The 19,073-nt window shown below is 32.4% G+C and carries 25 protein-coding genes; 5 read left to right on the plus strand and 20 right to left on the minus strand.

Translation table 11 applies throughout. From position 1 onward, the window contains the following. The first annotated feature begins 34 nt into the window (after nucleotides 1-34). The 4 genes from T367_RS0104630 (at nucleotide 35) to T367_RS0104645 (ending at nucleotide 2,724) form a co-directional block, all read left to right on the plus strand. Complete coding sequence (locus T367_RS0104630) at nucleotides 35-787, plus strand: hypothetical protein (protein ID WP_027418801.1); 753 nt, start codon at nucleotides 35-37, stop codon at nucleotides 785-787. Nucleotides 788-832: 45 nt separating this feature from the next. Continuing rightward, a complete protein-coding gene (locus T367_RS21375; protein WP_035842479.1) occupies nucleotides 833-1,531 on the plus strand; it encodes a DNA alkylation repair protein in 699 nt (232 codons plus the stop codon). A 43-nt stretch (nucleotides 1,532-1,574) separates the two neighbouring features. Then, nucleotides 1,575-2,060 carry a hypothetical protein gene (locus tag T367_RS0104640; RefSeq protein WP_027418802.1) on the plus strand — a complete coding sequence of 162 codons (486 nt, stop codon included), beginning with the start codon at nucleotides 1,575-1,577 and terminating at the stop codon, nucleotides 2,058-2,060. 247 nt (nucleotides 2,061-2,307) lie between these two features. Continuing rightward, nucleotides 2,308-2,724: a hypothetical protein gene (locus T367_RS0104645; protein WP_027418803.1), complete on the plus strand. Its 417-nt coding sequence runs from the start codon at nucleotides 2,308-2,310 to the stop codon at nucleotides 2,722-2,724. 64 nt (nucleotides 2,725-2,788) lie between these two features. Here T367_RS0104645 and T367_RS0104650 read toward each other — a convergent pair whose 3' ends face one another. The 18 genes from T367_RS0104650 to T367_RS0104735 form a co-directional block, all read right to left on the minus strand. Beyond that, entirely contained in the window at nucleotides 2,789-3,547 is a 759-nt protein-coding gene (locus tag T367_RS0104650) for a hypothetical protein (protein ID WP_027418804.1), read from the minus strand. Nucleotides 3,548-3,595: 48 nt separating this feature from the next. After that, a complete protein-coding gene (locus T367_RS0104655; protein ID WP_027418805.1) occupies nucleotides 3,596-4,126 on the minus strand; it encodes a hypothetical protein in 531 nt (176 codons plus the stop codon). 100 nt (nucleotides 4,127-4,226) lie between these two features. Then, nucleotides 4,227-4,892 (minus strand): CPBP family intramembrane glutamic endopeptidase, encoded by a 666-nt coding sequence (locus T367_RS0104660; protein ID WP_027418806.1) that lies wholly within the window; start codon nucleotides 4,890-4,892, stop codon nucleotides 4,227-4,229. Nucleotides 4,893-5,011: 119 nt separating this feature from the next. Then, a complete protein-coding gene (locus T367_RS0104665) occupies nucleotides 5,012-5,416 on the minus strand; it encodes a group III truncated hemoglobin (protein ID WP_027418807.1) in 405 nt (134 codons plus the stop codon). A gap of 8 nt (nucleotides 5,417-5,424) precedes the next feature. Beyond that, entirely contained in the window at nucleotides 5,425-5,769 is a 345-nt protein-coding gene (locus T367_RS0104670) for a cupin domain-containing protein (RefSeq protein ID WP_027418808.1), read from the minus strand. Nucleotides 5,770-5,928: 159 nt separating this feature from the next. Further along, nucleotides 5,929-6,609: an MBL fold metallo-hydrolase gene (locus tag T367_RS0104675; protein ID WP_027418809.1), complete on the minus strand. Its 681-nt coding sequence runs from the start codon at nucleotides 6,607-6,609 to the stop codon at nucleotides 5,929-5,931. Between the two features lie 72 nt (nucleotides 6,610-6,681). Continuing rightward, the gene (locus T367_RS0104680; protein WP_027418810.1) at nucleotides 6,682-7,497 is read right to left on the minus strand and encodes a LytTR family DNA-binding domain-containing protein; all 816 of its coding nucleotides are present in this window, start codon (nucleotides 7,495-7,497) and stop codon (nucleotides 6,682-6,684) included. A gap of 85 nt (nucleotides 7,498-7,582) precedes the next feature. Then, complete coding sequence (locus T367_RS21380) at nucleotides 7,583-8,278, minus strand: DUF2293 domain-containing protein (RefSeq protein ID WP_051568345.1); 696 nt, start codon at nucleotides 8,276-8,278, stop codon at nucleotides 7,583-7,585. Between the two features lie 163 nt (nucleotides 8,279-8,441). Then, a complete protein-coding gene (locus T367_RS21385; protein WP_051568346.1) occupies nucleotides 8,442-9,407 on the minus strand; it encodes a hypothetical protein in 966 nt (321 codons plus the stop codon). 293 nt (nucleotides 9,408-9,700) lie between these two features. Continuing rightward, nucleotides 9,701-11,254, minus strand: a complete 1,554-nt coding sequence (locus tag T367_RS0104695; protein WP_027418811.1) for a rhomboid family intramembrane serine protease — start codon at nucleotides 11,252-11,254, stop codon at nucleotides 9,701-9,703. Continuing rightward, on the minus strand, nucleotides 11,241-11,747 hold the full coding sequence (locus tag T367_RS21390; protein ID WP_051568347.1) for a tetratricopeptide repeat protein: 507 nt from the start codon (nucleotides 11,745-11,747) through the stop codon (nucleotides 11,241-11,243). Before T367_RS21390 ends, T367_RS0104695 begins: the two co-directional genes overlap by 14 nt. Nucleotides 11,748-11,858: 111 nt before the next feature. Further along, nucleotides 11,859-12,260, minus strand: a complete 402-nt coding sequence (locus T367_RS0104705) for a hypothetical protein (RefSeq protein WP_027418812.1) — start codon at nucleotides 12,258-12,260, stop codon at nucleotides 11,859-11,861. A gap of 132 nt (nucleotides 12,261-12,392) precedes the next feature. Beyond that, the gene (locus tag T367_RS0104710) at nucleotides 12,393-12,854 is read right to left on the minus strand and encodes a hypothetical protein (RefSeq protein ID WP_027418813.1); all 462 of its coding nucleotides are present in this window, start codon (nucleotides 12,852-12,854) and stop codon (nucleotides 12,393-12,395) included. Between the two features lie 111 nt (nucleotides 12,855-12,965). After that, nucleotides 12,966-13,427 (minus strand): hypothetical protein, encoded by a 462-nt coding sequence (locus T367_RS0104715; protein WP_157454125.1) that lies wholly within the window; start codon nucleotides 13,425-13,427, stop codon nucleotides 12,966-12,968. Nucleotides 13,428-13,705: 278 nt separating this feature from the next. Then, a complete protein-coding gene (locus tag T367_RS24475) occupies nucleotides 13,706-14,434 on the minus strand; it encodes a lysozyme inhibitor LprI family protein (protein WP_084274310.1) in 729 nt (242 codons plus the stop codon). A 109-nt stretch (nucleotides 14,435-14,543) separates the two neighbouring features. Continuing rightward, nucleotides 14,544-15,116 carry a hypothetical protein gene (locus T367_RS0104725; protein ID WP_027418815.1) on the minus strand — a complete coding sequence of 191 codons (573 nt, stop codon included), beginning with the start codon at nucleotides 15,114-15,116 and terminating at the stop codon, nucleotides 14,544-14,546. Next, on the minus strand, nucleotides 15,109-15,579 hold the full coding sequence (locus tag T367_RS0104730) for an RNA polymerase sigma factor (protein WP_027418816.1): 471 nt from the start codon (nucleotides 15,577-15,579) through the stop codon (nucleotides 15,109-15,111). Before T367_RS0104730 ends, T367_RS0104725 begins: the two co-directional genes overlap by 8 nt. Nucleotides 15,580-15,635: 56 nt before the next feature. Continuing rightward, nucleotides 15,636-15,839, minus strand: coding sequence for a hypothetical protein (locus T367_RS0104735; RefSeq protein WP_027418817.1), 204 nt, complete (start codon nucleotides 15,837-15,839; stop codon nucleotides 15,636-15,638). Nucleotides 15,840-16,392: 553 nt separating this feature from the next. On the opposite strand from T367_RS0104735, the gene T367_RS0104745 reads away from it, so the two are divergent. Beyond that, nucleotides 16,393-16,821, plus strand: coding sequence for a hypothetical protein (locus T367_RS0104745; protein WP_027418819.1), 429 nt, complete (start codon nucleotides 16,393-16,395; stop codon nucleotides 16,819-16,821). On the opposite strand, the gene T367_RS0104750 is transcribed toward T367_RS0104745, so the two are convergent. After that, entirely contained in the window at nucleotides 16,818-17,372 is a 555-nt protein-coding gene (locus T367_RS0104750) for a hypothetical protein (RefSeq protein WP_027418820.1), read from the minus strand. The two genes, T367_RS0104745 and T367_RS0104750, sit on opposite strands and share 4 nt — an antisense overlap. A gap of 235 nt (nucleotides 17,373-17,607) precedes the next feature. Further along, a complete protein-coding gene (locus T367_RS23650; protein ID WP_051568348.1) occupies nucleotides 17,608-19,017 on the minus strand; it encodes a hypothetical protein in 1,410 nt (469 codons plus the stop codon). Between the last annotated feature and the right edge of the window lie 56 nt (nucleotides 19,018-19,073).

The raw sequence follows: 19,073 nt of genomic DNA on the forward strand, positions 1-19,073 counted from the left end.
TTAATTGTACTGTAAAGTGAAATCAATTTGAATTATGAAATATTTGGGCTTAGTTATTATCGCTTTACTTTTAAACGGATCGAATGCATTCTCTGCTGACTCGCTCATAACAGATTCGGAAGGAATTCGAATTGTTTATCATACCAATTCTAAAACCTATTCAATTTGGAATAAGTTGCAGGATACACACATGAAAAAATTAAAATATGTGCAAAGGATCGCAAATTATTACCAAGTTCTAAGTGCAAAAAATAAAATTTTTTATATCAATGATAAAGGTCATCAGGTATATGAGGTTGAAGATTATTTCTTTGTATGTGGAACTGTACCGCATTATGAACTTGAAATATTACAACAAGACGGCTTTCATATCGTCATGACGGATGAAACTTTTTATGACGGCGGAAATCGTATACCAGCTGAAGAAGTACATCGTGTATCTACAGATGAAGCTGATAGTTTAATGTTTATGAACGGCATGCAAAAAATGAATTATACATCTAATTATAATGTAGGCGGTCAATCGTCTATTCAACCTAATACAATTGTAATGATGAAGGATGGTAAATACAGTTTCTTATCCGAACCTTCTATGCAATACGATGAATTTATTTTCACTTATTACGGTCATATTGTAACTGTAAACGACAATTTACAAGGTTTTGCCACCATTATTGAGCCAAAATTTAAAAAAGTATCGAATTTTGTATATAGTTTGGCAGCTGTTGAATATCCGAATGGTAAAAAGGGCTATATCGATCTAAAAGGGAATGAGTATCCATTTTAACTGATGTAAATTCACTAATTTTATTGGCAAATCTATCCGCCAAAAATGACCTATCAAGAAGTTATCAGTGCATTTAATGATCTAAAAGATCCCGAAAAAGTAGCATTTAAACAGAAAAAATTCGGGGTAATTGCGAACAACTCATTAGGTATCTATCATAAAGATTTAAAAGTGATAGCGAAAGAGATTGGTCGGAATGATGAATTGGCCATCGCATTATTCGATAGTGGCATTTACGAAGGCCGTTTATTGTGCAGTAAAATATTTAATCCAAAGAATTTAACAGACAATTTAACTGAGAAGTGGGTCACAACTTTCGAAAACTGGGAAATTTGCGATTCGTTTTGTATGGGTGTAGTCGCCAAAAGTAAATTGGCAGTTCCTAAAATATTGGATTGGTATACGCGTGAATCTGAATTCGAAAAAAGAGCAGCTTTTGCGACCATGTCATCCTATTGTATGGCGGATAAAAAGGCAGAAAATCAAGTCTATATAGATTTTTTTCCCATCATCATGTCAGCGATAAATGACGAACGAATTTACGTGAAAAAAGCCGTCAATTGGGCTTTACGCTCTATTGGTAAAAGGAATGTTGATCTCAATAAAATGGCGGTTGAATTGGCATATCAAATCCTTGAAAACCCCAGCAAGTCTGCACAATGGATCGCTAAGGATGCGATCAGAGAATTAACAGGAGAAAAAGTCAATATACTTGATTATCCACGCGCTATTTATCGTCCATAGTACATTTATCACTATCTTTCTTAATCAATCAAGACATTGAATTATGAACAATACGTTTCAAGAAAATCAAAAATTCACATCCTGGATATTATGGGTCATCCTCATCGGAACGACAGGATTTATACTCTATGGTCTTTACCAACAATTAATCGCTGACGTTCCTTTTGGAGACAATCCTTCGTCAGATACTGAATTGATATTGGTTTTCTTGCTAATGGCCGCATTGATTGTCTTTTTTGCCTTATTGCGTTTAAAAACCAATATTGATCAAAAAGAAATTCGAATTCATTATTTTCCGGTACTTAAAAAATCATTCAAATGGGCAGATATTGAGTCAGCGCAAGTTGTAAAACACAATGTCTTTGGATGGGGCTTCAGGTATTCCTTTAAGTACGGAACGGTATATAATGTCAAGGGAAACGAAGGTTTATCAATCGAATTGAAATCGGGTAAAAAGTATTTAATCGGAACCCAAAAAGCAGACGAATTAAAGACTTTTTTAACAAAGATTGCGGTCAATAAAAGTTAGTTTATTTGGCCACCACCCCCAATCCCCAATACATTGGGAATTGGCTGTCGGGCTTTCCTTTATAGTTGTGCTCAACAAGTTGCGCACAAGCTGCCAATACAATCCCTGGCGGAAAATTTTCGTTCAATATACAATTATATGAACTTCAAGCAGTCAAACTGATAAATCACGCTTCTTCTACTGACATAAGTCATTATTAAATACCCTCATCTGCACTACATTTAAGTGTACAAATAAAACAAACAAGATGAGCAAAGTAGAAATAAATCAAGGAGAAATAAAAGTAAAATTCGATGCAGCAACTGCAGGTAAATTATCTTTTGAAGACTTAGGAGTAACAAAAGAGGCAATTGACCTTGAGGGTGGTTTATTGCGTTTAGTTTTTGACTTAGAAGATGTGAAAGAATTGAACTATTATCAAGTGCCTTCACTTGAGGTTTTCTATGAAGAGAATATGCCTGAAACACTGTGGATTTGTGAATTTAACGGCAAAACGATCTTAGATAAGACAGATCACCACGGGCAGTCTACAATTTTATTATTAGACCGTAAAGTGTTGGATAATTTAGAGCAACATCACGAGAATACATTAATCGTTCATGCCGAATTTCCAGCACCCGTAAAATTGAATTTAGAACAATCTTGGATTCACCTTTTTAAATAGGTAAAACCAATTTGAATAGCGTATATAATTTAGTAGGTGAAGTTTGATGTCGAACTTCACCTTTTTAATTTGTGATAATCCAATAACAGATTCCACCAAAAATCCAACTAAATAAATTTGCAGTTAATATAAATATGATTAAGATCGGAAAAGGCATTTTATTTCTAAAAAACCAAAATAATAGACTGAATTCAACTAGAATTACGCCAATTTCAAGTAAAATCAATGAATTTTCAAAATTTGTATCAAGATACCATAATAAAGGATGACTTATAAAATTAGCGTTAAAGACAAACAGAACAACGGCCTTGTATTGATCACGTAACTGTTTAAAAAGTAAAAGAATTAAAAGCTCTAAAAATATGGTCAAACCTAAAGAAATAAAGTAATTGAACCATTGGGTATAGAAAAGATTATTGTTAAGTATTAATTCACCGTTTTTTGCTGAAAATTCGAGGTAGCTCCAACTTCTAATTGGATAAATAAACTTGGAAGTATATGTTTCACTACCGTTTTGTATGTATAGCTGAAAGTGTTTCACTTCATGTCTAAAATGAATTATAATTCTATCGGCTGGAAAATTACTTACTCCTCCAGTTTCCCACCATGTTCCTGTCTTATGGAAGTTGGTTAAGGTGTCTATGTTTTCTCTTTGTTGATATTGTACGAATACGATTATTGTATCAAAACGGATTAATTCACCAGTTTCAGCATTTATTTCTATTTCCAATTTTGGATCAAGCTTTGGGGCAGCATCTGCAAAAGAGATGTATGGAAATAGAATGATTAAGAGAAATACAATAATTAGTTTCGATTGTTCCATAAGGTCATAACAGAGCATATAAATATACGAGTTTTATAGCCCTATAATTTATTCAATGGTGTTCAATTCAATACGGAGGAATATTAAACTTCCATCAATTTTAAATCTTGAATGGATAGTATAACTAATTCTTTTATGTCTCAATTGAAAAGTATAATTTAATTGACCATCGTCGGTTTTATAGGATGCTGTTGGTACACCGAAACAATCTACGATTGTAGTTAGATTGAATTGATGAATATAAAAATCATTGATCTTAAGTTTAGAATCACCACTAATCTCGATTGATTTTAAACGATGAGGTTGGTTCTGTTTAACCAATTTACGTTTCGGAAAAAAATTGAAAATGATATCGTGCTCCCCATAAATAACTTTGATGTTTGGTTTTACTTTGCCAATAGAGAATGAAGTTTTAATTAACGTATCTGGCTCGCCAATAGATTTTATTAAGTTTTTATATGTTATTCTATCAATTTCCCCAATGCCGTCAGAAAAGAAAAGTTCTTGACCATTAACAGTCGTTAATTTGAGTAGTAGGAATAAACATACTAGTGTAATTCTTTGTATTTTGGCTTTCAATTAACTATTAACTTAGTTTAAAAATTTATAGATGTATAAAAATTAAACCCTTGACAAGATCAGTTTTGACGCATATTTTGAGTTGTTAGCCCAGTTTTCTTCAAACAATCAAAACCATTAAATTCCAGAAAATATGAAAGATAATTGAAGGGCCGATTGATTTAGATTTAAAATAAAGAATTCCGGAAATTGCTCCACCAAACAACGTAATATAGAATGAATGCCAGTCTTGATTTGAATATTCTGTAAATAAATTTGAATAAGGTGCATGTATTGAAGCGAACAAAACTGACGCAATAATAATCGCTATATATACATTTAATTTTTTCTGCAAAATATTTTGAATATACCCTCTAAAGAACAATTCTTCGGCAATAGGAATAAAGAAAACTAATGGAATAATATTTAAATCAAATAAAGTCGGAAAACCATCAAGATTATAGCGAATAGAATATTGACTTGAAAAAAGATAATTATAACACCAATTTAAGGGCGTTTGAATAAATACAAAAATTACACCTAAAATAAACCCGATCAAATACCATTTATAAGCTGTGCTTGCAATTAAATTTTTAAAAGATTTTTTCCTGACTAAGTATGTGAAAATTAGTACCGCCGTTAATTGTAAAAGACCTTGAATAAATTGAAAAATCACATAGTACCCCTGAATTTCTAATGTTATTGCTATAAAAATCCAAGAGACAATAAGCTCAATGCCAATAATAAAGATTAGCGTAGACAAAATGGTGACTGCAATAGTTTTCAAAACTTTTTTAGCCTAATTTAAATATAATTTGTTTGCTTTCCACTTAAATAAATGATGTACTGAATTCGTTTTTAAAAACAAATAAACTACGATTTCTGGTCTACAGGTATAAAGCTCGATTAAAGTTCCTTCTTCTCCTTCGGCCTATTATTCCAAATCGCCAAAAACAGACCAGTTGACATTTTTCTGGCGGATTGTTTTGCCTTTAATGCACGGTCACCTTCAAACAATTCATCTATCGTTTCAAACCACAATTGCAGCCATTTTCCAAAGTGAACTTGGTCTATGCTATGTTCGAGGTTAGCATCAACAGTGGCATGTCTTGCTGCAGGATTTCCTTTAAATTTGGCAATACCAAACAAATTGGTTTCCCAAAAGTCAGTCAGTTTTTCTAAATGTGCAGGCCAAGCCTGATCAGGGATATGTCCATTAAATATGGGGCCTAATAAATCGTCTTTTCGAATTTTAGCGTAAAAAGAATGCACCAAAAGACGCACGTCTACTCTGCTATCTATTTCTTTCATAACTGTTATTAATCGTTATTGATGACCTTTTCAACCCGTTCAACTTTGTCTAATTTTGAAAGTGTTAATCGAACAATACTATCAGCGTGTGCAGTTAAATCATGTGGAATATTGCCTTCAAGAGAAATCACCGATCCAGCAGTTAGATGAAGCGTTTCTCCTTTAACACCAAATTCTATTTCACCTTCTAATACATGAACAATAATTGGATAAGCCGTCTTGTGCTCTTTCATTATTTGTCCTTGTTTAAACAGTATTCTTATCTCTTTTGAAAAAGATGATTCAACAATTACTTTGGTAACAACACGTGTTTCATTATATTCTAATTCGTCATTAAATGATGCTATTTTCATTTTGATAGGATTTTGTGATTCTTGTGCAAAGTTACATCGAATCCTATTAAGGACAAAACTATCCGAATATAGAATATATGATTTTTGTTAGGTTTTAGAAATGTAAATTTTGTTAATCCAAAAAAAGACGAAGGGACTGAAAATACTTTTTAGACGATATTAATAGGGTACAATGATGATTTCACCTTGCTTGTCTAACATTAAGTACTTTTCGCCTACAATATTGATCTTGTCTCGCGGTCCGATATGATATATACCAATCATTTTCGAATCGATTTTTAAATCGCTTTCCCAAATATCCCTTGCAATCCAAGCTGGAATAAAGGCCCATTCTAATCCTTCAATTCCCGCAATTGTTTCACTATGTTCAGTATCTCCTGAAAGAAATAATTTTTTCCCGTGCCAAGTAATTAAATAAGAATAATGCGCAAATGAAAATAGATGTTTGGTTTTATATACTTCTATGTGAAATGCTGGAATCACTGCAGCGAGATTTTCTAATGCTTGAATATTCCATTTACCATATTTTTTACCATTTTTAGCTTTAAGTATTTTATTCATTTTGCCTTTATAGTAATGGTCACTATGCTTATGAGTGAAAATATAAAAAGCATTTTCTTTTAAATTCTCTAATTCTGAATCCTCATATTCCGCATAATGATGTGCGCCTGATTTATAAGGAAAATCTGTATAGATATCGGTTTCTCCATCGGTAAAATGTAGACCACAGTTTCCGATATATCTAATTGTAATTTCATTGGATTGATTAAAACCAATATTGGGTATAATCAATAAAGATATAATCAAAAGAATAAGGTTCACCTTTTTAATTGCGTTCATAAACTAGAATTTTTTTTATTTCAAATAAAGCACGAATTCCTTTTATTTGCTACAAAAAGTGATGAAACGATTCTATTTTTGACGAACCGATAAGTTAAATTTGTCCGAGATCGTTTTGTAAAGTGTTTTGGACAATGGAATTTTTTTATCGATATCTTTAAAAGTAATTTTAGCACTTTGAGAATTGCCTTCAATAGCACTAATTTGATTCATATTTACGAGAAATGATCGGTGGCATTTTTCAATGAAAGGGATTTGTTGTTGGACTTTTGAGAGGGACTGCCTAAAGGTTTTTGTGATGAGGTTTTTATCGGCGTCTATATAACCTATTTCAATATAGTTTTCAATGGCTTTGATAAAGTACAAATCATCCTTTTCAATGATTAATTCTTCGTTCTTATTTGCACCGGTAATAATTATTGTGCTTTTAGCGAGTGGAACAATTCGTTCGCCAAATCGCTGTCTTAAATAAATATATACTGGTGCAATTACAGGAATCATAATGAGGACGATTGTTCTATAATACCACCAATGGGATGCTATTTTGTATTCAAGTCCATTGATATAAAAGTGATTATAAAAATAAATTACCGATCCTGAAATAGCAAAGAATAGGAATACCGAAATGATTTCATAAGTCACTGTCCAAACTTTGCTGTTATTGTAATACCATTTATTTTCAAGAATACTTTGCAATAGAAATACAAGTGTTAGTAAACCACCAAAGCCCAATAAATTTAAAAGTCTATTGTTTGATTCGTATTGATTGGTGTCAAAAGGCTCAAGAAAAAGGATAATAAATGACAGAAAAACACCTAAAATAAAAGCAGCTATGACCTTCTTTTTTAAAGACGATATAAAGTGTATTTGTTGATGCAGGAAATTCAACTAACGAAAGGTTTTTGAAAAAATAGCATACTTAAAACTAGCCATATTATTGAATTGATAACTGATTTAAATGAATTAAATCAAATTATTCAAACAAATCAAGCGTTGGCAATTGTCGCCATTGCATCATTACACGTTTAATGTCGAATTTTACATCAGATCGAATTTCTTTTTTTCGTTTACCTTTTCCGAACTGTGCATCATAGTTTGTTTCCATGTGTCGAATATGCGCTTCAACGGCTAAGTCGATCATTTGTTTATCAAAGATTTTCGCATTTGCTGTTCGACCTACACGACCACTATGTTTTTCACAAGCATGTTGGGCAATAGCATATTCTCTTTTTACAGGGCAAGAAGGGTAAATCTCTCTAATAGCTATGGCAAAATTTTCAATGTAAATCTTATCTTGTTTTTCTCGAACAATGGCAGCTTTCGCATTTTTTTCATCTCTTATTTTTTGATCCGCTGCACATTCTATTTTAGCTTTTTCAATGGCAGCTGCTTCAACGTATTGTCCTTTGCGTGCAAATCGTTTTCGTCTTTGATTCCAAGTCAATAAAACACCACAAAGTGCTGAATGTTTTTTTGATCTTCTTGTCAATGCAGCATTACCAGGAGGTAATAAAGGATAACCAACAAAGTCAGAACATGAAAAACAGGTACCTCTAGATTGTTCTGTTTCGCCAACGAATGCTTCACCTGCAAGAATAGGGGAATGACATTTTGAACATTTTAGTTTTTCTTTCTTCGTTAAATAGATATTCTGAGATACAGTTGCCAAATTCTTAATTTTTGCTCAAAAATAGGAGATTAATAAAGGCGAATGTATTTAAGCATTCACTTTTATTTTATAAATTTTACTACTCGTAATTATGTACGTTCTAAAAAAAAGCTACTCCCGTTACGGAAGTAGCTCTTCTACAGCGTAAGTATTTAAGTTCTAATTATGGGAGATCATTGATTAAAGTTGTCAATTCATCTTCACTTATACTTGTAAATCCAGTGATTTCTTCCACGTGATTATCAACAATTGTAGTTGGTTGAATCACATAGTTTAATACACCATCAATTATTGCTACAGCAACAAAATTCACTTCTAAACCAATTGGAATTAAGCCATAGTGTTCAGTAAATCTTCCATCTTCCCAAACATCAAAATTTGCCAAGGCATTCGACTCTCCATTATAAGAGATATAAACCTCAGTATTGGTATTGTCAAAACCATCTGGTAATTCTGCGTAGATCATTGTCTTTGGTCGAGGATCGTTATAGAATTTATCGATATTCGTCCATCCCCATTCGCCAGGAAGAATTCCATATTCTACCGTAAAAATAACGCGTCCATCAATCATTGTATCAATAAGTTCAAGAAGACTATCTTCTGCAATACCCCACAATAAATCCTCTTCTCCAACATCTACAAATTTTCTCATCTCATCATCATATTCTCTAACTGGGGATTTTAATTTCATTGGTTCTAATAAAACCATTTCATCACCACCTTGTGTAACGGTTACAAAGAATTCACCAGCAGATATTAAAGTTGAATGATCACCATTTGCTTTTAATCCATTTGTTGATTTGTCAAGCAAAACCATATCTGCTTTTGTATCGATTTCAATTAAAGAAATATCTACGTTTCCAGTTACAGGATTACCACTAGCATCTTCTAACATATTTGCTCCTAAAGAAAGTGTAGTTCCGTTAGCGCCGGTAACTAAAATAGTAGCATTTGCATTTACTGTAAAGTGCTGCGTTCTGTCTTCAATATTATTATTAATGAAGTTAGTTAAAGCTGTTGCACTAGGTCCTGATTCATCAATTGGATCTACTATAACAGGTTCATCTTTTTTACAAGACGTTGCGATTAATATTGTGCCGAGTAAGGCGAACATTTTCATTTTTTTCATATTCAAAGTTGTTTTGTTAGAACACGTAAAAGATGAAGTAATGGTTAATTATTATTTTGAATTTACGATTCGGGTGTTTGAACAGGCGTTTTATTAACATCTATATAATCAGGTGGTTATATGTGGGTTTGTGGTTCTTAAAAAAAATGAAAAAAAATTCATTTTCAGTCGAAATGGTGTGAAAATTTCATTTTTTCAGTCAAAATGAGCTGATTTTGGCTAAAAAGGTGCCTTTTTTTGGATAAATTCAATCTTTAATCGATTTAGGTGACGAGTTATTGATTGTTTTTGATCTATTGATGATCAAAAAAATTAAATTTCGGCTTTTTTAATAGTGTTTTATCTGTATAAATATAAATGAATCCGAGAATAATTCCAGTTATCAATCCGCCAATTTTAAAGCTATTGTCATATCCTTGATATTCGAACAAAAAGTTAATGATAATGAAGGTGATAATTGATAGCCACATAATATCTAAGGGTTCGTTTAAGAAATTTCGATAGAGATAAAAGACGAATATAATGCCAAAAAGCCCGTAAATTGCCCCTGACGTACCTACGATTACGGAGAATTCAGCCCAATAAATACTTGCATATGCGTCGATTATAGCACAAAGAATTATTGCGAAAATTAAACGCCAATCACCAATTACTCTTTCTAACATGGCCAATGCGACACCCAGTCCGAATAGGTTAATTATAAAGTGTAAGATGCCATAATGAATAAATAATGATGTAAACATACGCCAGTACTCACCAGATTCAACTTCTTTGTTCCTGCTTGCTCCCAATGCTAATAATTCGTCTTTAATGGGGGCATACAGATTGTAGCCTAGCATGGATAATACAATGAAGACAAAGAGCATTAATAATAGAACGATAGCAGTTATTTTATGCGGCCCTTTTGGATTCAAAAATTGGAGGATTTCTTTCAAGTCATCCTCTTCCGGTGGAACATTATTTTTAAAATTCTGCAGCCCTTTTGGATCAATTTTGGCGATGTAAATGAGGATGAACATCACTAAAGCACTGATTACGAATGTTCCAAATATCCATATAAAATTATTACCTAGTTTGTTCTCAAAGGAATCCATTTTCGGCATTAAAATTATTTGTTCATCTGGATTTATCTGATCATTATTTTTTTTGATCGCCAACAAAATTCTATTTCTTTTTTCTGAATTCGACAGTTTCTCAAAATAATGAACGGCAGCGTAATCGTAGTTTTGGAAATCCTTCAGTGAAGCATCGTTAAATGCCATGTATTTTGAATAATTGTCTGATGTATTTCCTATATTATCCAAGAATAGCGTGTATTCTAAAACACTCCAAATGTTTTTATTAGCTGAGAAAACGCAGTTATAATATTGATAATAATCTAAATCTTCATGATTCTTTCCGGCAATTTCTCGGAAGGTAAAAGGAAACCAACTATTCCTATCTACTTCGTAATTGACAACCTTAAAATATTTTTCGGTAGGATGGGATTTGATTTCCTCGACACTATTTATTTCAATAAGGTTAAAAGCTGATTTCTCTATATAATGTTGGCTAACAATAATTGGCGCGGCAATCGCTAAAACTGATATTATTTGAAATGCGTGTTGTGTTTTAATCGATTTACTAGTGAGAGTTAGAACACGTATTCTTGGTCGAATCCAATAAAGACCAATAATGGTTGAAATAGCCATTGGAATCCAGAAATTTAAAATATCATCAGTTAATAAGAGTAGGCCCAATTGAAAATCGAAACCCCACCGAATAATACCGTAAACAACGCAGGTGATTATGGAAACATATATAAAAGGCAGAAATACTGTCTGAATTTTTATTTTAAGATCTTTCAATGATTGATTTTTTTGCTTTGATAAACTTTTTACTTTTAGAAATATCAGTCAACCATGCTGTAAAACCTTCCACAATTGGGTCTTCTTTTTTATACGGGAAATATTGCACTAACGATTTAATTTCCCATTGTGATTGATCCAATCCATTAAGTGAATTGTGATCTAGAAAATAATTAACCATATAGTGGTTACATTGTAAACTTTCTATAATTTTCTTTTCAGCCTTTTCAATTCTTTTGGTTTTAAATAAAGTGAGGGCATATTCAAAGTAGAATTGTGGTGAGCAACAATCATCTGGAAAATTTTTATCGAACCAATTAAAGTTTCTCAATGCACCGGTAAAATCATGCAATTGAATATATAATGCGGGTTGTAAATAGCGTAATCCACTCCCATCATGGTATTCACCACCCCAATGCTTTTTATCCGCGGTTAAGGCTTTTTTAATCTTGACGATCTTATTCTTGATTCTAGTTTTTTCGCCTTCAGTCATTATAAATAAAAGGGTATTTATTTTTTTACTTCGCTTAAAATTAGCAATTCTGGTTTAAATGATTGCACTAGCAAATAAATTTAGATAGTTATTTCAAGAACTTTTCAAGCTTTACCACTTTTTCGGCCCAAAGTTCTTGTAATTTTCAGTCTCCTGCCAAAATTCGTGGCATTTGGCTTGCAATGTTTTTAAAAACTTGGCATTAGGCTTTGTTGTTTCTGGAGATAAGTCATAGAGCTCTTCGCACATATTATAAAGGCTCTCAAGAATAGGCTTACTGACGGATCCACTTTTATAAACAACCACAGCACCCAAAGGAGGTCTGCCATTTTTCACTTCACTCAATGAAATGGCTTCAATATCCTCAGCAAAACTTTCGCGATCTTCGGGTTCTTGAAAATTATATCCTGAATCTGAACTCGTATTCAATCGCGCATAGGTAACCGTTTTATTTTTTACCGCTAAATCAATTAGGGTTTCTCTTATTTCTCGGTTTACGTATATCTCGTCCATCATGTAATTTTCTATCCTCAAAAGTAAGACTTTAATCGGTGTAGGTTGATTTGAAATGTTGAGAATAGACTTTAAATTCTGCAATATTCCATAATAATTGCAAGATTGACGCGACTTTCTATAATACAAATATTATTCTATAGCCTGCATATAAAAATTACCAGTTACCGGAAAATATGCATTTATCTGAGGTCCTGGTCTGTCTTCTTCCCTGATATATCCGGAAAAAGTACCTTCTAAATTTACTAAATCTTTATTAAATAAGAATTCGCCTTCGACTTTTATTGTTTTAAATGGAATAAGGGGATCTGTAGACAACGAAATAGGTAATTCGCCCGAAAAATGATCATTTTTACCTATGTGTAGCTGAACTTCTCCAAGATAGTCTGAAACAGGCGTAAAAACAATATAATTTTCACTTATAGATACAACTTCGACAATATGGGTTTGATTGGGAAACAGACTATCGTTATTTTTTATATGCTCCAGCTTTACTTCATATAAGCCTGCAGGAATGGTTTCAATGGTTTCTTTTTTACAAGAAAACAAACTTGCCAAAAGGAGAATAATTAAGGTGAATTTTAATTTTTTCATAGTGTTTTTTTTAAATAAAGATGTTGCTTATCTTGGTTGAACTTCAAAATTACTGACTTCGATTAAGACGCTTTAAAAATTAATCAGGTCTGCAAACTATTTAAATTAATATTATTCTTTGCGCAGCAAATAAAACTCACCTTCCACAGGATAGTAAGAAACTGGGGCACCACCTGGACTGCCATGTTGTTCCATATATCCTGTAAACCTGCCTGCTATATAAACAATATCTTCAGTAATTAAAATTTTACCATCAGCTTTCACTGCTCTAAAAGGATTTGGTGGATTTCCAAACAACGAAATTGGTAGCTCGCCCGAAACGTCATCTTTTCTTCCTCGAGAAAGTTGAACATTCTCACCAGGGCTGTCAACAGGAGCAAAGACAATATAATTGTCATTTACTGAAACTAATTCAACAACATGCACTTGTTCATTTATATCGTGCTCTTTATGCTTGATGTTTTGCAGTTTTACTTCATATAAGCCTGTAGGAATGGTTTCAATGGTTTCTTTTTTACAAGAAAAAAGCGTGAATAATAAGAGAATAATTAACAAGAATTTAAAATTTTTCATAGCATAGTTTTGATTAAAAAAGAGTGTTTTAACCTGATCAAACTTCATAATATAACAGCAATCATAAAACACGGTTAATAAGAAATTTAATATGTCCAAGGACATATATTACTATAACGTGTTTTTAATGATTTAGGTTGGTTAAAATGTTGTTTTACATAGCTTTTAAAGATTCTGATAGTATTATACACCTTTACTTAGTTTAAAATTTTCAAAGGCTAAGAAACCTGTTTGTAAATGCTTTGATCAGCTTTTTTATAGCGTCCTAACCAATTGATTTAGTCCACAAACTCAAAGCATTCTTTCAACATGAAAATTTCATCAACGTTCTTGTTGTTTTTAATCACTTGAATTCTTAGGAATTCATTTTCAGTTGAAATATATTTTAATTGCAAATCTGTCATTCCACTTGTGTCATAATAGGCCCCATACTTGCAATTAAAAGGATTAAATTCAACTTCATTTGTGAAAATTGAAATTAGAATCATTTTGGTCGAATTGACATTGGCTTTTTTATACCCGAAAATGCGATGGTCTTTGTTCATATTCGAATTCATCCAAATACTTCCATTTTTATTTATTTGAGCTTTACCCATATAATCTGAATCTATCCATTCAACAATTTGAACAGAACCTGTGCAAACATCTCCTTCTTCTATTCCTCGAACCCAAACTTTAAGTGTTTCAACTCGTTGATCTGTCAATTCTTTTAAATATAAAGCACGACAAGTCGGTTGAACAGATCCATAGTTTTCTTCAGAATAATCAGGATACTTCATTTCCATTTCAGCATCTCTAAATTTTACCCATAATCTTTGGGACTTTTTCAAATTTGTAATGAAAAGGGTATCTGTTTTGTATTTCGATAAAATGACTTTATAAACATCATTTAATAATTTGTCAGATTCACTATATTCTTCGTAAGCTTCAGCATTCATTTCAGCTTGCGATTGCGTATAACCGCATAAATTAAAAGTTAAAAACAATATAAAAAGGGTGCGTTTCATCTTAAAGGAGTTTGTTTATGAGCTCTTGGCTATATTTTGGATCTGTGTAATATAATATTTATTCCACTTACACCTTAAACAAATTGGGATTCAATATAAAAGTTGTGCATCATTTTAAATCCTCAATTTCCTTAATCATTTTCTCGATTTTATTGTGCGAAATTTTATTAACCAATGGTCTGAAAATAAAATACAAGCCTAAGGTAAAAAGACCAATTCCAATATAGCTTAAAATTAATGTAGTTTGATTTGCTTGCAGTTTTTCGTAAATAAAAAAACCGTAACCGATTACTAAGAGCAATACTGAAAGTATTAAATGCCAACTAGCGTGTTTCATTTTTCGATGAGTAGTATTGCTTAAATCTTGAAGATAATCTTTGTTCGGTTTTAATTGATGATTCGTGATGTTTTTTAGCGAATTAAGTTTGAGTATGATACCTGAAACAAACCCACTTAAAATCATCATTTCGCCAAATATGGTGGTCCAAAATGTTTGTTTTTGTAGAAGGATGATAGCAATAAAGGCAAGTCCACAAAATATAAATAAGGTAGTGGCTAAAAAGGCATTTCGCTTTTTCGTTTTTTGGTATTTTGCAATAACCGTTTGCATTTGCTCTAAATTTGGAATATCTACTGAGTCATGCGTATTCCATAATTGCTTTAAATCGTCAAAATCATCCATTTTCTTTGAATTTTTTGGTGAGTTTTGCTTTAATTCGATGGAATTTCACACGAACATTGGCATGTGAGATTCCTATAATTTCTGCAATTTTTTCTTGTTGTACGTCCTCTAATGAAAGTGTGATAATTATCTTTTCCAATTCGGGTAATTCAGAAATGTACTGATGCAATCTTGAAAGTTTTTCTTCTTTTTCAAAATTGGGTGCTACATACTTTAAGTCTGAGGGAAGTTCAGCTTTAAGATTGGATTTCTCTTTCTGTATTTGACGCAGACATTTATTCGTTGCTATTCTATAAATCCAAGTCCCTACAGATGCATTATTATTAAATTTTGGAAGGTTTTCCCATACAGCAATAAATGTTTCTTGCGTGATGTCTTTGGCCATTTCATAATCATTAAAATAACCAAGGCAAATGCGAAAAATTTTTGATGAATAGGTTTTATATATTTCTTCAAAATCCATAAAATGAATAAATCAAGCTTTGTCTGAATTGCTTTTGTCAAAGTTAATTACAAAATTTATTGATGTTGTGTTTGTTTGCTTTTTCCGCTAATAAGAATGATGCCAATCAACTCAAGAGTTATTCCGACTACCATCAATATCGTTTTTGTTAATTCTGTTATTGATATTGAATGAATATGGTCAATAATATTTGGCAATACGATCATTAAAAGACCGATTGAAATGAAGGCAAACCATTTGGATTTTCTTTTTGTACACATTGTTTTAATTTTTGTATTGTTATTCTTTAGATACAATGTGTGGTAAAATGTTACAGATTTTTTAGAAAATAATTTTAATTCATTTTCAACGCACCTAAATTTACGATCTCAGCGGCTATTTTTTTGTTCGTATTTATGCTACTCCATTATAAATTCATACAACGCTTCATTAAGATTTTCACTATTCATTTTGTCAGCTATTTTATTCGTTTTTTCATTTATATGATAAGTCGTAAAACCATTTTAACTTATTCTATACAAGAATGAAATCTAGAGGAAATGAGAATTGATTTATTTCCTTATTTCGATTCGTCATTATCATTATATTTGTCTCATGCATATTGTTTTCGGATTGATTTTACTTGCACTATCAGGGTACTTTTGGTTTGTTCTAGGAAAAGATCAAGAGGAAAGATCTGTCAGACCATTTGTAAAATTAATTAAAGGAATTTTTAGTACCAAAGGTTACAATTATGTAGCAAAAGCTTTAGCTATTTTCATTTTTTTAGCGGCCATTTCAGAATTTTTAAAACATTTTAATTAAATTCATTTCATGAAAACTATTCAAATCCTAATCACCTTTTTAATTATTTCCGTTACTTCTTGCGGACCTTCAACACCAGTCGAAGTAGATCTAGATAAAATTTGTATTGAAGAATATAAAGAACAGTTCATCACGACTGAAGGTAACCTATATTTACCGGCTAATATGACTACTCATGGTGCTCGCATGCATATGGGCATAAAAGATACCAAAACTAAAGTACGCGTACCTACTTTAAAGATACTTAGTTTAGAAGATGCAACCGAAAATTGCATGAGAACACTCCCTGCGCAGTACAGCCCTAGTGATGTTAAAGTATATGATAATGATGGGAATATTGTTCCCTTGGGTAGTCGGATTAGAGTAACTGGAACCTTGCGCGGTGCAAGTCAAGCATATTGTGAATTGTGGGTAGACAAAATAGAGAAGATTGATTAATTCCTTTTTTTATTATCAATTGGTGTGACAAAATATCCTATTAATGAACCAATTGACATAAATATTATACTCATAAATATTAATGTAAAAATATTAGGATAGTATTCATCATTAAAGATTTCTAATGTCAATTTTGATTTTAACCAAGACCAATTTTCTTGAGCTATTAAAAATCCTAATATAAACAGCGTACCAATTAGGCTCTGAAACCGGATATGTTTTCTCTTTTCATTACGTTTTTTTTCTAAAATTGATTTAATGATTCGAGATATTAAGATGGTAACTCCCAATACCAAAAGCACAATTCCTATTAAAACTCCAAAGACGACTCCTTCTGGTGGACCATACCAAGATTTAGCACAAGCAACATTCGGGGAAAGGCATATAAATGTGAGAATGCTAATTTTTTTGAGTTCATCTTTCCTATTACGACTTGCTGAGATATATTGACCTAAATCTTGGCCATTATTTTCTTTGAATTCTAACCATTCTGTTTCCGCAGGTAGTGCTCTAAGTTCACTTAAAAGGATGTTTAATTCTATCTCAGTCACATTAATACATTTAATAAACACACTGTTATTCAATGTGTTATGTTAGTGATAGAAAGGTTTAGTCACATAAGCGTCACATAAGCGTCACATAAGCGTCACATAAGCGTCACATAAGCAAATGTACGCTAAAGATTTGAGAATTTGCTAAATACCACAAAGTATTTGAATTCCTTTTGAATGTCACAGTTCTACTAAATTAACGAATTAAATTCAAAATTTTCAATCTCTATTCCATCTAAAAACTATAACCAAAATTGACAAAAACATTCAATTCTGTTACATTGGATTGGGTTGCTTCTATAGCAAATCGCTGCATTAAATTGGCATTGGCCGAAAAGCTGGCTTGACCGAGTTTTTCATTGTCTTTTTTGGGTGTAAAGGTGAAAGATAAACGGTGGTTAAGAATATTGCTATTTAATAAGCCCGCTGTATATTGACGATTATAAGTACTCCCTAAACTCAGACTTCCTTTTTGAGACATTACCTTCTTTTGTAGATTTAATGTTGGACCGATAAACAATGTATTGAACTCACCAACGTCGGTCTTATTGATATTGCCTGCCGCTGTGATGGCGAATCCCGATTTTGACATCGATCGGGTATATGCAAGGTTTACTAAATGTGTTTTAGCCGGAACACCTTCGGGTAATTGTCCGATTGAGGTTCCAAATGCACCACCGTTTTCTAAATTCCCAACAAGACTGGTAGACTCTTGATAATTGTAAAGCAATTGGCAATTGTTTTTAACAGCTGCATCACCAAAGGAATAGTTCACCATACCCGAAGCATTTTGTGTTAATTGGTAAAAATTTAAGGTATCTGCTCCAGTGAAATAAAAGGGATCGGTGGTTGGGCGGTTCTTGGTAAAACTGCTGAAATTAGAATAAGTACCCGAAAAAATCAATTTATTTGACGGCACATAAGTCGCGTTGAGGTTACCAACCCACCGATTGGTAGTTGCTGATTTTTCAGCTGATAAATTATTGACTTGATAACCTGTATTCAGGCCAATGTTTAATTTTTTCTTGAATAAGGTGAATGACGGCGCAATGGTATAGTTCTCCAAATCGTTGTTAAAATAATAGCCGCCTAATGTTTTATATCCTGGATCGATATGCTCGTAATTGAAGGAGATTTTCATAGTTTTTAAGGAATAATTTAATGCTGTTTTATAGGCTTGAAAAAATGCCGTTGTGCTGTTACCATTGATGATAGGATGGATAACGCTTTTTTGCTCTCCTTCTAAATCGTTGACAGCATTTAAATTTTGCGTTAATCCAGACAAAGCATATTCGGCTGTGATGTTTAAATTTTGAAGAATTTTAGCCTTGCCTTCAATGGCAATAACAAGATTGTCTTGAGGATCAACAGCTGAATTAAGCGGCGTATAATTGATTGAATTGGGATCGTCTTGCGCTTTGAAAAATGTAATTGCCCCACCATATCCTTTCGATTCGTATGCTGTTTTTATGCCATACCCAAATCGTTGAAAAGCAATTTCATTGAGGTTGTCTTCGACGGCATCATAATCTACAGACTTGTTTAATCGTCCTGCCATGGCTTGAATTTTCCATTTGCCAGGTGTAAGTTCTATTCTTCCACCGGCGAATAAATGACCGGATAGGGTATAAGGGGAGAAGTTCATAGAAACAATACCAATATGTGCTTTTGCCCATTTGTATTGAGGATGAAATGCTGCAC

It is taken from the genome of Crocinitomix catalasitica ATCC 23190 (assembly GCF_000621625.1).
In the GTDB taxonomy this organism is placed as follows: domain Bacteria; phylum Bacteroidota; class Bacteroidia; order Flavobacteriales_D; family Crocinitomicaceae; genus Crocinitomix; species Crocinitomix catalasitica.

What these genes read in the sequence shown, in the direction of transcription:
- T367_RS0104725 (WP_027418815.1), bottom strand. Translation starts at nt 15,116, where the DNA reads ATGGATGATTTTGACGATTTAAAGCAATTATGGAATACGCATGACTCA.
- T367_RS0104730 (WP_027418816.1), bottom strand. Translation starts at nt 15,579, where the DNA reads ATGGATTTTGAAGAAATATATAAAACCTATTCATCAAAAATTTTTCGC.
- T367_RS0104705 (WP_027418812.1), bottom strand. Translation starts at nt 12,260, where the DNA reads ATGGACGAGATATACGTAAACCGAGAAATAAGAGAAACCCTAATTGAT.
- T367_RS0104645 (WP_027418803.1), top strand. Translation starts at nt 2,308, where the DNA reads ATGAGCAAAGTAGAAATAAATCAAGGAGAAATAAAAGTAAAATTCGAT.
- T367_RS0104715 (WP_157454125.1), bottom strand. Translation starts at nt 13,427, where the DNA reads ATGAAAAATTTTAAATTCTTGTTAATTATTCTCTTATTATTCACGCTT.
- T367_RS0104675 (WP_027418809.1), bottom strand. Translation starts at nt 6,609, where the DNA reads ATGAACGCAATTAAAAAGGTGAACCTTATTCTTTTGATTATATCTTTA.
- T367_RS23650 (WP_051568348.1), bottom strand. Translation starts at nt 19,017, where the DNA reads ATGAACTTCTCCCCTTATACCCTATCCGGTCATTTATTCGCCGGTGGA.
- T367_RS21375 (WP_035842479.1), top strand. Translation starts at nt 833, where the DNA reads ATGACCTATCAAGAAGTTATCAGTGCATTTAATGATCTAAAAGATCCC.
- T367_RS0104650 (WP_027418804.1), bottom strand. Translation starts at nt 3,547, where the DNA reads ATGGAACAATCGAAACTAATTATTGTATTTCTCTTAATCATTCTATTT.
- T367_RS0104665 (WP_027418807.1), bottom strand. Translation starts at nt 5,416, where the DNA reads ATGAAAGAAATAGATAGCAGAGTAGACGTGCGTCTTTTGGTGCATTCT.
- T367_RS21385 (WP_051568346.1), bottom strand. Translation starts at nt 9,407, where the DNA reads ATGAAAAAAATGAAAATGTTCGCCTTACTCGGCACAATATTAATCGCA.
- T367_RS0104670 (WP_027418808.1), bottom strand. Translation starts at nt 5,769, where the DNA reads ATGAAAATAGCATCATTTAATGACGAATTAGAATATAATGAAACACGT.
- T367_RS0104735 (WP_027418817.1), bottom strand. Translation starts at nt 15,839, where the DNA reads ATGTGTACAAAAAGAAAATCCAAATGGTTTGCCTTCATTTCAATCGGT.
- T367_RS0104640 (WP_027418802.1), top strand. Translation starts at nt 1,575, where the DNA reads ATGAACAATACGTTTCAAGAAAATCAAAAATTCACATCCTGGATATTA.
- T367_RS0104630 (WP_027418801.1), top strand. Translation starts at nt 35, where the DNA reads ATGAAATATTTGGGCTTAGTTATTATCGCTTTACTTTTAAACGGATCG.
- T367_RS0104710 (WP_027418813.1), bottom strand. Translation starts at nt 12,854, where the DNA reads ATGAAAAAATTAAAATTCACCTTAATTATTCTCCTTTTGGCAAGTTTG.
- T367_RS0104745 (WP_027418819.1), top strand. Translation starts at nt 16,393, where the DNA reads ATGAAAACTATTCAAATCCTAATCACCTTTTTAATTATTTCCGTTACT.
- T367_RS21390 (WP_051568347.1), bottom strand. Translation starts at nt 11,747, where the DNA reads ATGACTGAAGGCGAAAAAACTAGAATCAAGAATAAGATCGTCAAGATT.
- T367_RS24475 (WP_084274310.1), bottom strand. Translation starts at nt 14,434, where the DNA reads ATGAAACGCACCCTTTTTATATTGTTTTTAACTTTTAATTTATGCGGT.